The organism is Paraburkholderia polaris, from assembly GCF_012927345.1.
Lineage (GTDB): Bacteria > Pseudomonadota > Gammaproteobacteria > Burkholderiales > Burkholderiaceae > Paraburkholderia > Paraburkholderia polaris.
The window spans coordinates 292,169-305,923 of the sequence record NZ_JABBGJ010000003.1 but is presented as its reverse complement, the minus strand read 5'-3'; the positions used below and the strand labels follow the sequence as shown (position 1 = coordinate 305,923).

Annotated in this window: 13 protein-coding genes and 1 pseudogene; all 14 read right to left on the bottom strand. The window is 64.0% G+C overall.

Features of this window, described 5'->3' with window-relative positions; genetic code table 11:
* A partial coding sequence (locus tag HHL24_RS03935) for an electron transfer flavoprotein subunit alpha/FixB family protein (RefSeq protein ID WP_169484079.1) occupies positions 1-752 on the bottom strand: 752 nt, incomplete at its 3' end.
* 77 nt (positions 753-829) lie between these two features.
* Positions 830-1,579, bottom strand: a complete 750-nt coding sequence (locus HHL24_RS03930) for an electron transfer flavoprotein subunit beta/FixA family protein (protein ID WP_169484078.1) — start codon at positions 1,577-1,579, stop codon at positions 830-832.
* A 63-nt stretch (positions 1,580-1,642) separates the two neighbouring features.
* Complete coding sequence (locus HHL24_RS43810) at positions 1,643-2,449, bottom strand: HpcH/HpaI aldolase/citrate lyase family protein (RefSeq protein ID WP_169484101.1); 807 nt, start codon at positions 2,447-2,449, stop codon at positions 1,643-1,645.
* A gap of 171 nt (positions 2,450-2,620) precedes the next feature.
* Positions 2,621-2,680 (bottom strand): annotated as a pseudogene (locus HHL24_RS43805) (hypothetical protein); the annotation flags it as partial.
* 432 nt (positions 2,681-3,112) lie between these two features.
* Entirely contained in the window at positions 3,113-3,901 is a 789-nt protein-coding gene (locus HHL24_RS03915; protein ID WP_169484077.1) for a citryl-CoA lyase, read from the bottom strand.
* Positions 3,902-3,937: 36 nt separating this feature from the next.
* The gene (locus tag HHL24_RS03910) at positions 3,938-4,807 is read right to left on the bottom strand and encodes a MaoC/PaaZ C-terminal domain-containing protein (RefSeq protein ID WP_169484076.1); all 870 of its coding nucleotides are present in this window, start codon (positions 4,805-4,807) and stop codon (positions 3,938-3,940) included.
* A gap of 9 nt (positions 4,808-4,816) precedes the next feature.
* A complete protein-coding gene (locus HHL24_RS03905; protein WP_169484075.1) occupies positions 4,817-5,614 on the bottom strand; it encodes an enoyl-CoA hydratase/isomerase family protein in 798 nt (265 codons plus the stop codon).
* Between the two features lie 13 nt (positions 5,615-5,627).
* Positions 5,628-6,761, bottom strand: coding sequence for a lipoate--protein ligase family protein (locus tag HHL24_RS03900; protein WP_169484074.1), 1,134 nt, complete (start codon positions 6,759-6,761; stop codon positions 5,628-5,630).
* Between the two features lie 2 nt (positions 6,762-6,763).
* Positions 6,764-7,957, bottom strand: a complete 1,194-nt coding sequence (locus tag HHL24_RS03895) for a phenylacetate--CoA ligase family protein (RefSeq protein WP_169484073.1) — start codon at positions 7,955-7,957, stop codon at positions 6,764-6,766.
* On the bottom strand, positions 7,957-9,153 hold the full coding sequence (locus HHL24_RS03890) for an acetyl-CoA C-acetyltransferase (RefSeq protein ID WP_169484072.1): 1,197 nt from the start codon (positions 9,151-9,153) through the stop codon (positions 7,957-7,959). Before HHL24_RS03890 ends, HHL24_RS03895 begins: the two co-directional genes overlap by 1 nt.
* Before the next feature lie 56 nt (positions 9,154-9,209).
* Positions 9,210-10,115, bottom strand: a complete 906-nt coding sequence (locus HHL24_RS03885) for an SDR family NAD(P)-dependent oxidoreductase (RefSeq protein WP_169484099.1) — start codon at positions 10,113-10,115, stop codon at positions 9,210-9,212.
* 349 nt (positions 10,116-10,464) lie between these two features.
* On the bottom strand, positions 10,465-11,193 hold the full coding sequence (locus tag HHL24_RS03880; protein ID WP_169484070.1) for a helix-turn-helix transcriptional regulator: 729 nt from the start codon (positions 11,191-11,193) through the stop codon (positions 10,465-10,467).
* Between the two features lie 88 nt (positions 11,194-11,281).
* Positions 11,282-12,409 carry an acyl-CoA dehydrogenase family protein gene (locus HHL24_RS03875; protein WP_169484069.1) on the bottom strand — a complete coding sequence of 376 codons (1,128 nt, stop codon included), beginning with the start codon at positions 12,407-12,409 and terminating at the stop codon, positions 11,282-11,284.
* Between the two features lie 9 nt (positions 12,410-12,418).
* Positions 12,419-13,615: an acyl-CoA dehydrogenase family protein gene (locus tag HHL24_RS03870; RefSeq protein ID WP_169484068.1), complete on the bottom strand. Its 1,197-nt coding sequence runs from the start codon at positions 13,613-13,615 to the stop codon at positions 12,419-12,421.
* Positions 13,616-13,755 lie beyond the last annotated feature (140 nt).

The following is a 13,755-nucleotide window of genomic DNA, read 5'->3' as shown; positions in this document are numbered from 1 at the left end:
GCGACGATCTTGCCGGTCTGGCCGACCTGATAGTCGTTCGGCACGAAACCCGCATCGACGGCTGCGCGCGATGCGCCTAGCGCTGCGTTCAGCTTGTCGGCCAGCGGCTCCAGAACCCTCGTGTAGTTCTCGCCGTTGCCCAGACCGCGGCCGCCCGAGACGATGATCTTCGCCGAGGTCAGTTCCGGACGGTCGAGCTTCGTGACTTCACGGCTCACGAACTGCGAGAGGCCGGTGTCGGCCGCGGCTTCGATCTTCTCGACTGTGGCGCTGCCGCCGACTGCCGCGACCGGGTCGAACCCAGTCGAACGAACCGTGATGACCTTGATCGGATCAGCCGACTGCACGGTAGCGATCGCATTGCCCGCGTAGATCGGACGCTCGAACGTGTCGGCACTGTCCACTGCCGTGATGTCGCTGATCTGCGCGACGTCGAGCTTCGCGGCGATACGCGGGGCGATGTTCTTGCCGTAAGCAGTCGCCGGCGCGAGGATGTGCGTGTAGTCCTTCGCGATGTTCAGCACCGTCGCTTCGACGTTTTCCGCGAGGCCGGCCTCAAGCTGCGGCGCGTCGGCCAGCAGCACCTTGCTAACGCCTGCGATCCTGGCCGCCGCATCCGCTGCTGCTTGCGCGTTGTGCCCTGCGACCAGCACGTGAACGTCGCCACCGATCTTCTGTGCCGCTGCAATCGTGTGCAGCGTCGCGGCCTTGATCGCTGCGTTGTCGTGTTCCGCCAATACAAGATTCGTCATTTCGTCTGTCTCCGTGTCGACTGAAGTTAGCGCTTTAGCGCCCAATCCAGTCCCATGCAACATGGTTGCCGTTCTACTTAAAGCACCTTGGCTTCAATCTTCAGCTTCTCGATTAGCGCCTGCACATCCGCGACCTTCACACCGGCGGAGCGCTTCGGCGGCTCGACAACCTTCAGCGTCTTCAGGCGCGGTGTCACATCAACGCCGAGGTCTTCCGCCTTGACGATTTCCAGCGGCTTCTTCTTCGCCTTCATGATGTTCGGCAACGTCACGTAGCGCGGCTCGTTCAGGCGCAGATCGGTGGTGACCACGGCAGGCAACGTGAGTGAAAGCGTTTCAGCACCGCCGTCCACTTCGCGCGAAACGGTAGCCTTGCCGTCTGCAACGACAAGCTTCGAGGCGAACGTCGCCTGCGGCAAACCCGCCAGCGCAGCCAGCATCTGGCCGGTCTGGTTCGAATCGTTGTCGATCGCCTGCTTGCCGAGAATGATCAGCTGCGGCTGTTCCCTATCGACCAGCGCCTTCAGGATCTTCGCGACCGCGAGCGGCTCGACGCCATCTTTCGACTCGACGAGAATCGCCCGATCCGCGCCAATGGCTAGCGCCGAGCGCAGCGTTTCCTGCGCCTGCGCCACGCCCACCGAAACGGCGATCACTTCGGTCGCCACGCCCGCTTCCTTCAACCGCACGGCCTCCTCCACGGCGATTTCATCAAACGGGTTCATCGACATCTTCACGCTAGTGAGATCGACACCCGATTGATCGGGTTTCACGCTGACTTTCACGTTCGCATCGACCACTCTCTTGACTGGCACCAGGATTTTCACGCTCATCTCCTTTCAATGTTGCTATGCACATGCAGTTAAACGTTTCGCCCTCGTCGTTGCGCGTCATTGCGCCCGAAGAATGCGCTGCGCTTTCAGAATGACCGGCATATCGACCATCTTCCCGTCCACGGCCACCGCCGCGCCGGCGCTCCTGTCTACGGCTTCCATTACACGCGCCGCCCACGCACACTCGGAGTCGCCCCATGCATAGGCCTGATGCACGGCCTCGACCTGCTTCGGATGAATGCACAACTTTCCGCCGAAGCCGAATTTGCGGGCGTAGCGCGCGTGCCGTTCGATCACTTGCGCATCGTCGATGACCGTCGACACGCCGTCCACCGGCGGTTCGATGGCCGCCATACGCGACGCAAGCACGATCATGGAGCGGAAGGCGTTCAGCTCCTCACCGTCGCCGTCGATTCCGAGGTCGACCTGAAAATCGAGCGTGCCGAACGCCACCCGCGCGACGCGAGGCGCGCCACACACTTCGTCGAGACCGGCCAGGCCGCGCGCGGTTTCGACGAGCGGCATCAACGCAAGCGCAGCGTGCGCGCACGCGAGCACGCCATCTATCTGCATACGGGTCTCGCACTTCGGCAACACGATGCCGGCAATGCCGGCATGTGCAGCCAGTGCGGCCACATCTGCGGCAAACCAGTCGGTGTCGGCCGCGTTGACGCGCACCCAGACTGGGCGTGCGGGATCGAGGTGCGCGACGATGGCTGCGCGCGCTGCCTCCTTTTCACCGGGTGGCACTGCGTCCTCGAGATCGAGGATCACCGCGTCGGCGCCTGCCGAGCGGGCTTTCTCGAAACGCTCGGCGCGGTTGCCCGGAACGAACAGCCAGGAACGCGGCGAAATAGCCGTCATGCCGATATCTCCCGAAACAGAGTGCCGGCCGCACGCAACGCGGCGATTCGCGCGCGGTCGTAGCCGAGTTCGACGAGAATGGCGTCGGTGTGCTGGCCGAGCGCGGGCACCGCGTCCATCCGCCTCGTAGCAGTGACGGACCGTTACGAACACAAGGCGACCGCTGCGGCCGGTCTTGTCCTCGATATCGGCAATCGTCGAGGTGCGCGTGGCACGCTGGCCCGCGCGCATCGGCGCATGAAACGTCAGGCGCCCGCCGGCCCACATCCGGCGAGGCAGCGGCACCGATGGCAGAAAGCCGCCGCGTTTCGGATGCCCGTCTTCGCCGACGTCGGACATCGGCGCGATCGGCAGGAAGTACAGCCAGTTCCAGAGCGGCGGCACGACGCCGTCGGACGACGCGCGCTCGAGGCTCGCGGCGAGGGCGTTGAGGGGATACGCCGTAATGTCGTCGCCGAGTGTCTCTGACCTGTTCAGCCAGGCGCCGAACGACGACGTTGCGGATTCCGTTGATGGTATTGCCGACACTTGCGAAGGCTCCAATACGCTGCAGATGGTGCCACTATGGCCCGTCCGTTTCGCTTCGCGAAGTCCGCTTTCCGGAACCTGGCCTTCGTCTTTGCTTAGGTTTATGGCCGAATTGTGCGACCGGCTTTTTGCACACTAAGCTTCGCCGCGCAGATGGGCCGACGCCTCGTCTTCGACGCGTTGCCACAGTTCGATCGCCATCGGCCGCTCGGCCTCCTCAGCCAGGTGCCCGACGAGCCCGATCGCCCGGGCCATCACCCCGAAGCCGCGCACGATCCGCCACGGAAAGCCGAACTCGCAGCAGATTGCGCCGATCGCGCCGGTTGCGTTGACCGGCAGCGACTTGCCCGACACCCGCTCCGCCTCCGCGCCGATCAACTGCATCAGCTTCACGTAATCGCCTGACAGTCCGTTTTGTGCGGCAATGTCGAAGAGCCGCGGCGTACGCGGATCGACGGGCTTGTGAAGTGGGTGCCCGATGCCGGGAATCGACGCGCCGCGAGCGCGCCACACGGCGACCGTGTCGCGCGCGAGTTGCTTCAGGTCCTCGTGTTTCGTGCCGTATGGCAGTGCTTCGGACAGCATCCGGCACGCGCCCTCCATGCTGCCGACGAACACCGAGCCGAGCCCGCAGAGCCCAGCCGCGACCGCGGCCTGCAGCGATTCGGGCGCGCCCGCGTAGGTCATGCGCGCGACGATCGCGCTCGGTGTCATGCCGTGTTCGACGAGCGTGATGAGAATCGCGTTGAACACCGTGGATTGCTCCGGTGTCGCGGCGTTGCCGGTCAATTGCAGGAACGCGAAATCACCGAGATTTATATGCCCCAGCACTTCGTTGGGCAGATCTTTGCCGCGCACGACAATACGATCGGGCAGGCTGTATGCGATATCGGATCGCACCAGCGGTTTCGGTTGACGGGCCATGAATTGCTTCCGTAAAAGATTGAGCCAGACAGCGCGTTAGCGCAGTTCTGCGTAGCCGTTGTTGAGCACGACCACGTTGCGTTCGATCACGCTGGAACGGAACTGCACGACCTCACCCTCGCGCCACACTTCCGTGCGGATCGTCTCGCCGGGGTACACCGGCGCAGTGAAGCGTGCGCGGAACAACGCAAGCCGCGCCGGATCGCTGTTGCACATCGTCTTCAATACCGCGTGCGCCGCGACGCCCCAGGTGGCGAGACCGTGCAGGATCGGACGCTCGAAGCCGGCGTTGCGTGCCACATCGGGATCGACGTGCAGCGGATTGTCGTCGCCCGACAGGCGGTAGATGTGCGCGATCTCCGGGCGCGTCGGCAGATCGCACACCGTATCCGGCGAGCGCTCCGGCACCGGCGGCGGTGACGTCGGCACTTCGTCGCTAGGCTCACCGCCGGCACTGTAGCCGCCGTCGCCGCGGCAAAAATTCAATTGCTCGATGGTCGCCAGCAGTTCGCCTGTGGCCTTGTCCGTCACCTTCCGTTCGATCAATACGAGCGCGCCCTTACCCGCTCCCTTGTCGACGATGCGCGCGATCCGCGAACGGCCGATTACGGTTGCAGTAGACGGTAGCGACTTGTGAATGCGTAAGCTCTGTTCGCCATGCAGCATGCGGACCCAGTCGATCCCGCTTTTGGGATCCTTGACCCAGAAGCCCGGAAAACCGAGTACGACCGCGAATGTCGGCGGCACTCGAAGTTCTTTCTCATAGACGAACGCACTTTCGTCGGGGTCAAGGGGATTCATGCCATACCCCGCGCCGAGGCTATACAGGATCGTGTCGCGGGCCGTGTAATGCTGCTCGATATCCTCGAACGGCCAGCTTTTCAGGTTGTGGTAGCTGATGGTCATGTTGGTCGGTCACGCCTCGATCCTGGAGGGCCACTGAAACAGCGGCGTTTCTTTTTCCTTGAAGCGCCGTACTGCTTCCTTGTGGTATTCGGTCGTGAATGCGATACCCTGGCCGAGCGCTTCTACCTCGAGCATCGCGCGCAAGTCGCTGCCGTACGACTGATTGAGCGCGCGCTTCGCGAGACCGAACGCTACCGGAGACGCGCCTGCAAGGCTTATAGCGATTTGCCGGGCGCGGTCGTGCAGTGTGTCTTCCGGCACGATCTCGAATACCGCGCCCATGCTGCGCGCCTCTTCCGCGCCGATCTCCCGCGAGCTGAAAACAAGGTCCTTCGCGCGCGACATGCCGACCACGCGCGGCAGCGTATAGAACGCACCGCAGTCCGGCAACAGTCCTACCTTCATGAACGGCATGCAGAAACGCGCGCGCGGCGTCGCGATCACGAGGTCGGCGAGGAGCGCCAGGCTGAAGCCCGCGCCATAGGTCACGCCGTCGACCGCCGCGATGACGGGTCGGTCCAGGTCGAGCAGCAGGCTGATCCAGCCGTGCAGATCGTCGATGCGCTCACGTCCTGCCTGCGCATCCGCGACGTTCATCGAGCGAATGTCGCCGCCAGAACAAAAGTCCGTTCCCGCGCCGCGCAGGATGACCGCACGCACCGAGCGGTCCGCGCGGATCGCATAGACGGCATCGCGCAACGCATGACGCATCGGATTGTTCAGCGCGTTTTTTTGCTGCGGGCGGTTGAGCGTCAGCGTCGCGATGCCGTCCTCCATGTGGACCAGCAAGGGGTTTTCTTCATTCATTGTGGTGCTCCAATCAGTTGGCAGCGTCGGCCATGCTCGCAAGCGCGCGCTCCAGAGCGTTTGTTAGATGGATCGGTTCCATGCCCGCGAATTCGACATCCGGGCGCGCGAGGAACGCTTTGATATGCCGCTCGCACGCGTCGCGTTCGGCGGGAAGGCCCGTGAATCCCTCCTCGAGCCACTCGACCGAGCGGATCGGGCGAGGATGCCAATCGCCGTTGACAATTGCGCGGACGATCGTGTTATCGCGCACCAGCAGACTCAACCAGATCATCCCGGCCGGTGCTTTTTCCCGGCCGCGTCCGATGAGGTCGCCTTCGCGCATCAGCGGTGAATAGCGTGTCGCCTCACTCTTGCCGTTGAACCATTCATCGCTCGCGAGCTGGCCGGCGTATTCCTTCGCGAGCACGTTCTCAATTCCGTTCGTGGTGCCCGCAATGAGGTCGACTTCGCCGAACGCACGACGCGTCACGTCATGCGCCCATTGCACCAGCTCCTCATGCGACACCGCGCGTCCAAGCTCACGTTCGAGAAACGTGTAGCGGGCACCGAGATCTTTGTGTTTCTTGTCGCGCACCTTCTCCGGCGGCATGGGCAGCGCGTGCGTCGCCATCTCCGTATCGATTTCCTTCACGTTCAGCAGGATGCGAAACGTCAGGACGCCGAACTCGATCTTCACCGACGTGGCGACCAGCTTGCGTCCGTCGATCTCGACGTCGTTGAGCGGCCGGTAGGCGGCCGCGAGTCCGAACTGCTCGCGCAGACTGTCGGCGACATGTCCGAGCACGACCGGAAACGCATCCGCCGCGGTCGACGGCACGTTGCGCTCGCCGAGCGGTAGATACAACGCCAGGAACGCCGAGCCGCGGCCCGCGTAGATGGCGCCGCCGCCGTTCATGCGACGCAGCGCAGTCAAGCCGTGACGCCGGCAGCACTCGATGTCGAGTACCTGATTCGGATCTTCATTGACGCCGATGGTGATGCTGTCGCTGTCGAACACGTTCAGGTACACGGTGGGCGGGACCGCCCGCTCCGCGACCGCGCACTCGATTGCCGGCGACACCGAGATTGAGAAATCCGCATAGCTGCGGTGGCCGAGCACGAAGCGCCACGGCTTCCGTTCGGTGAGGTGAGTCGCCTCTGTCATGTTCACTTCCTCATGTCCTGGACAACCGGATCGCCATCTATCACCGCGACAAAATCGATCCGGTCGACCGCGATCAGCGTTTGCTGTTTGAAGCGGGCACCAATTGCGCCGATGACCGACGCGTCCGGCACGTCCACTGCGCCGTACTCGATTTCGAACCGCAGATGATCGCCACCACCCGGCGCGCGCGTCACGACGAGGCGGTAGCGCCCCGTCGCCGCCTCGACGTCGTCGAGCAGCCGCCGCAATTCCGACGGATAGACCTTGACGCCCCTGGCCTTCACCATCGTGTCGGTCCGTCCGAACACGCTGCGCGGCAGCGACATCGTGCGACCGTGAACCGGCTCGGTGATGTCGAGCACTGTGAGATCGCCGGTTCGGTAGCGCACGAGCGGTTGCAATTCCTTCGCCAGATGCGTGAGCACGAGTTCGCCGCGCTTGCCTGGCGACACTGACATGCCCGTTTCTGGATCGATGACTTCCGCGTACAGCAGTTCGTCGAATACGTGCAAGCCAGTGCCGCCAGGAAACGTTCGGGCAACGGGTAGACATTCGGACAACGAGTAGCTGTCGACAAGGAGCGTGTCCGGCATCGCGTTGCGTACCCGTTCGTAGAGCGCCCGATTGCTCGTGAACGATTCACCGCCCGCAAAGAAAACCCGCGGTGCCGGGCAGCCGGCGTCGAGCAGCTTGAGCGCATGGGACGGGTTGGCCGCCAACACTGTCACGCCGCACTGACGCGCGATCGCGGCAGCGCGCTCGGTCTCGCCGGGGCCGTGCGAAATGCATGCGACGCCGCGTGCCTCCATCTGGCTTTGATAAAACAAGCCGGCAACGAACAGGTGATAACCGAAGGTCACCAGACACACGTCGCCCGGACCGATACCGCAGGCGTCGAGGTGCCGGCCGCAGGCGGCCTCGATCGCACGCAGGTCCGCCGCGCTCTGCAGGATCGGCACCAGTGGGGCGCCCATCGGCGTCAGATTCACGCGTACCGGCGGCACGTGCGGTTTGAACGCGCCATAGCCGGGTTTCATCATTTCGGCGACGAGGTCCGAGCGCGTCATTGTCGGCACGCGTTCGGCGAATTCCTGCAGGCTGGCAACCCGCCCAGGCAGTCGAGCGGCATGAAACGAATGCGTTCGCAGACGTTCGAGTTGCGCGTTCAGCCTCTCGAGCATGGGCGTCCCGTTCATCACGCGCGCTCGAAAATCGCGGCGATCCCTTGACCGCCTCCGACGCACATCGTTTCGAGACCGTAGCGACCCTTGCGGCGCTGCAGTTCGTGGAGCAGCGTCGCCAGCATCCGCACGCCCGTGGCGCCGATCGGATGGCCGAGCGAGATACCCGAGCCGTTCACATTGAGCCTCGACTGATCGTTCCAGCCCCAGCCCTTCAGAACGGCCAGCACCTGGCACGCGAAGGCCTCATTCAATTCCACGAGGTCGATCTGCTCGAGCGTGAGACGGGTTTTGCCCAACAGCTTCTGGACCGCTGGCACCGGCCCGATGCCCATCGCCGACGGTTCGCAACCGGCGGCGGCCCAACCCGTCAGATAGGCGATCGGTGTGAGGTTCAGTTCCGCGAGCTTGTCCTCGGCGACGATCAGGCAGGCCGCGGCCGCGTCGTTCTGCTGGCTGGCGTTGCCGGCCGTCACCGTGCCGTCCTTCATCAGCGGGCGGAGCTTGCCGAGCGACTCGGCGGTGGCCTCCACGCGCACGCCTTCGTCACGCGTGAAGAGCACCGGCTCGCCCTTGCGTTGCGGCACACTCACCGGCACGATTTCGTCGTCGAAGCGGCCAGAGGCCCATGCGTCTGCAGCGCGCCGATGGCTGCGCACCGAGTACTCATCCGCTTCCTGACGGGAAATGCCGTAGTCGCGCGCGAGATTCTCGGCGGTCTCGATCATCCCTGAGATGTAGCCGAAACGCCCCTCTGGCTGCGAACGTTCACGGCCGCGCTCAAGGCGGTCGTGCAGCTTGACCGAGCCGGCGCGCGAGCCCCAGCGCATGTCGGTCGTGTAGTACTCAATGTTGCTCATGCTCTCGACGCCGCCCGCCATGACGACGTCGGCTGCGCCGCTTTGCACCATCATCGCGGCCGTCACCACTGCCTGGAGGCCACCGCCGCAACGGCGGTCGAGTTGCATGCCCGGCACCTGCACCGGCAGGCCGGCTTCCAGCGCGGCCCAACGGCCGATGCAGGGCGTCTCGCTGTTCGCGTAGGACTGCGCGAACACGACGTCTTCAATCCGGGCGGGGTCGATGCCGCTCCGTTCGAGCGTCGCACGGATGACGGTCGACGCCAGCGTCTCGACCGGTACGCCGCGCAGGCTGCCGCCGAATGTGCCGACTGGTGTCCGCAAGGGTGCCACGATCGCTGCTCGTCTCATGTTGAATTCCTCTCGTTGCAGATGTACGTGTCAGAAGTGGCTGCGGCGATACGGCGTCACACCGGGTCCCAGCTGAACACGTCAGCCGACACGTCGAGGGAATGAAAGCTCGAACGCAGTGCCGGCATCGCGTGTTCGGCGATCAGCTCCGGCGTCCAGCCTTCGCTGCGATGAACCGAACGCAGCGGGCGCGGCTGACTCATCACGAAAATTTCGTTGTTGCGCACCGCGAAGATCTGGCCGTTGACCGCCTGCGCCGCGTCACTGCCGAGATAGACGGCAAGCGGCGCGATCTTGGCCGGCGTCATCTGCCTGATCTTCTCGACGCGTGCCTCCTGCTCGGGCGTATCGACCTTGATCGAATTGATCATGCGGCTCCATGCGAACGGCGCGATGCAGTTCGAGCGCACGCCGAATTTCTGCAAATCGAGGGCGATCGACTTCGAAAGACCAGCGATCCCCAGCTTGGCCGCACTGTAATTCGCCTGGGCGAGATTGCCGATCAGTCCCGAAGTCGACGTCATGTGGACGAACGCGCCATTACCCTGTTCCTTGAAGCGGTCGGCGGCCGCGCGCGACACATAGAAACTGCCGTACAGGTGGACCTTCAGGACTGCGTCCCATTCAGCTTCGGACATCTTGTGGAAGAAGCGGTCGCGCAGAATGCCGGCGTTATTGACGACGCAATCGACGCGGCCGAATGTGTCCACTGCCTGCTCGACGATGCGTGCCGCACCGGCCGGCTCCGCGACACTGTCCGTGTTCGCCGTCGCTTCAGCGCCAAAAGCCTTGATCTCTTCGACGACCTGTTGCGCGGGACCGGCACTGTGCCCCTCGCCCGTGAGCGATGCGCCGACGTCGTTGATCACCACTTTGGCGCCCTGACGCGCCATCAGCAGCGCGATGTCGCGGCCGATGCCGCCGCCCGCTCCCGTCACGACCACGACCTTGCCATCCATCATGCGTTGCTCCGCCATCACTTCGTCTCCTTGATCCGCTGATTGCATTCAGATGTCTGCAGATTGACGCATGCGCGCAGGCTCGACAATTTGTATCTCGCGAATCCCGACTTCGTCCCGCGTGAACCAGATGCGCCGCGACACGTTCGCCTTTTATTGCGCGAGCACCGCAATCAGGAGTTCTCCGTATTTTCTCTAATTTACGTTAGGTAGGTCGCGCTGAGCCGCACGAGCCAGGGGGTCAAAGCGCAGCATGAATCCCAGTGTCTGGCAGCCGGATGAGCCGCGCAATTTATATTCGGTGAAGACCCCATTTGGGATTTTCGAAGTCGTGGCCCGCCGGGACGGCGGTTCAGGCTGCTCCCGCTTCGGCCGTCGCGGGGCGCCCCGGTTCCTCCGTTGAGGCGGCGAACGACCACGTGAGCGCGGGATACCACGCGAGCGTCGCGATCTGCGATGCGGTGCTGCCGAAATGTTCGTTGAACGCGCGGTCGAGGCGCGTCGCCGAAATGAAGCCGAACTGACTGGCCAGCGCAGTCAGATTCTGGCGGGCATGAGGCTGCGCGAGCAGAGCCAGCAAAGCACGCATCAGGCGCTGCTCGCGCAGGATCGCCGTCAGCGCGTTATTTTCGCGGAACAATTGAGCCTTCAGATGCTGCGTGCTCATCCGCATACGCTCGGCCGCCAGTGCGACCGACCAGTCGCAGACGGGTTCGCAAAAGATCGCATACGCGAGCGCCGCTGCGAGGGTGGGCGCCGTGCAGGTTTCTCCCACGTTGGTGAAAGGCAGGGTGTCATGCAACACCAGATGAAGCTCGTAGCCAACGCGCGGATCGATCAGGGTTGCGCCCTCGTAGTGCACCGTGCGGTATCGCTTGATGACCACCGACTCGCCCTGCGCAAGCACGCCTCGGCGCCGCTCGCCCGCAAGCAGATGCTGCCCTCGGCGCGCCAGGAACTCGACCTCGAACGGCAACCGGATATTGCAGACACGCAGCAGACGCGCGCAGCCGGGATGCAATGCGCGAGCGGGCACGCTCGCCACGTGGGCGCTGACCGTCGAGTTGACTGCGTGCATCATGATCGACCTTTGCCGCGTCGCCACCGTCACCGGGAACCGGGAACCGGGAACGGACAGCCTTCCAGAAACCGGCGGCGGCGCGGCCGGCTTACGATGCCATCGCGTCGCTGTAGCGGGCGACATGGTAGTCGCTGTCGCCGAACAACGGATCGAACATCGTCAGACGTTTAAAGTAGTCGCCGACTTCCAGCTCGTCTGTCATGCCCATCCCGCCGTGCAACTGCACGGCCTGCTGGCCGACGTAACGCCCGGCCTTCGCGACCATAACCTTGGCCGCCGAAAGCATACGCGCGCGTTGCGCCGCGTTCGGTTCGTCCAGCGCCTGCGCCGCGACGTAGGCCATCGACAGCGCGAGCTCCTTCTGAACCAGCATGTCCGCCATGCGGTGCTGCAGCGCCTGGAACTTGCCAAGCGGCTGACCGAATTGCTGGCGCGTACGCAAAAACTCGGCCGTGATGTCGATCAGACATTCCATCGCGCCAGCCGCTTCCGCACAGAGCGCGGCAATCCCGTGGTCGATCCCGTGCTGGAGCGCATCGAGGCCATCCGCGGGGCCGCAGATCAGCGCATCGGCGCCGACCGTCACGTTGTCGAGCGTCAGGTCAGCGGCACGAAGGCCGTCGATGGTCGGATAGCCTGTCACCGCAACGCCCTGAGCGTCGCGCGGCACGATGAAGAGACCGATGTCGCCGGACCGGCCAACGAGCGCGGTGACAAGCAGCGCATCGGCCGCTTCGCCGTGCCAGGCGAGTGACTTCTGGCCGTTCAGCAGGTAGCCGTCATCGCTGCGTTCCGCGATCGTTCTGACCGCATCGGGTCGATAGCGCGAATCGGGCTCGAGATACGCAACCGAGACAATCTTCTCGCCGCTCGCGATACCCGGAAGCCACGCCGCCTTCTGCCGGTCACTGCCGAATTCGCCGATCACCGCAGCCGCGATCACGGCGCACGGCACGACCGGCTCGAGCACGAGACCGCGGCCCAGTTCACGCTGTACCACGAGGCGACTCGCCGCGCCTTCGCCAAAGCCGCCGTAGTCGGCCTCGATCGTGAGGCCCAGCACGCCCAGCTCGCCGAACGACGACCAGATCGCGCGCTCGAACGCGCCACCCAGACGCGAGCGCTTGCGGCGGCGCTCGAACGTGTATTCAGTGGCGACGAACCGGCGCAGACTGTCGGCCATCATCTGCTGCTCTTCGCTGTAGGTAAAGTCCATGCCCGCTCCCTAGAAACCGAGGATCATCTTGGCGATGATGTTTTTCTGCACTTCGGTCGCACCTCCAAAAATCGATACCTTGCGCATATCGAAGTAAGTCGAGGCTGCGGGCGAGGCCCAGTCCGGCCCGCTGACCGGCTGCGTTGCGCCCTCCTCCAGCCACTGCGGCGAATACGGCCAGCCGTGCGGGCCGGCAACTTCCTGCTGGAGCATCGCGATATCCTGCTGGATCTCCGAGCCGCGGATCTTCACGACCGACGCTTCCGGGCCCGGTCCTTTTCCGGCGTCCTGCGTGGCGACCCGCAGCAACAGCATCTCGAGCGCCAGCACGTCGATCTCGATGCGCGCAATCTTGTCGCGCATCCGCACGTCGTCGATCACACGGCCGCCTTTGCCGTCCGGCGTAGTCGTTGCGTAGTGCTTCAGTTGCCGCAATTCGCGATGACAATGGCCGATGCCCGCAATGCCGGTGCGCTCATGACCCAGCAGATATTTCGCGTACGTCCAGCCGCGGTTTTCCTCGCCCACCCGATTTTCCACCGGCACCTCGACGTCCTCGAGCCATGTCTCGTTGACATCATGGCCGCCGTCTAGCGTCACGATCGGGCGCACCGTCACGCCGGGCGACTTCATGTCGATCAGCAACAGGGAGATGCCTTCCTGCGCCTTCGCTTCCGGGTTCGTGCGCACGAGGCAGAAAATCCAGTCGGCAAAGTGTGCCATCGTCGTCCAGGTCTTCTGACCCGTCACGATGTACTTGTCGCCGCGACGAACCGCGCGCGTTTTCAGGGACGCGAGGTCGCTGCCGGCGCCCGGCTCCGAATAGCCCTGGCACCAGAAATCCTGCATGGTCGGAATTCGCGGCAGGAAGCGCGCCTGCATTTCCGGCGACGCGTACTTCATCAGCACGGGGCCGATCATTGTCAGCCCGAAAGGCAACAGGCGAGGCGCGCCCGACCTGAACGCTTCGATTTCGAAAATCAGCCGTTGCAGCGCGTTCCAACCGGTGCCACCGAATTCCTTCGGCCACGTCGGCGCGCCCCACCCTTGCGTGTTCAGAATCCGGTGCCAGCGCACGTAATCGTCTTTTTCAACGCGACGGTGACCCAGCACCTTGTCCCGAATGTCGTGCGGCAACTTCGCCTCGACGAATGCGCGTACTTCGTCACGGAAGCCCTGCTCCGCCGCGGTATAACGCAAATCCATCCCTGTGTCTCCCAAGTGTGCGCGTCACCGACTCCGCGCAATCTGTTCCTTCGCTATCTGGTTCGTTGCAACGCACGACCGCACGATGAATGTGAGTGTGTTGCACCCCGATGAACTGCGCAATTTGTATTCGGCGAAGG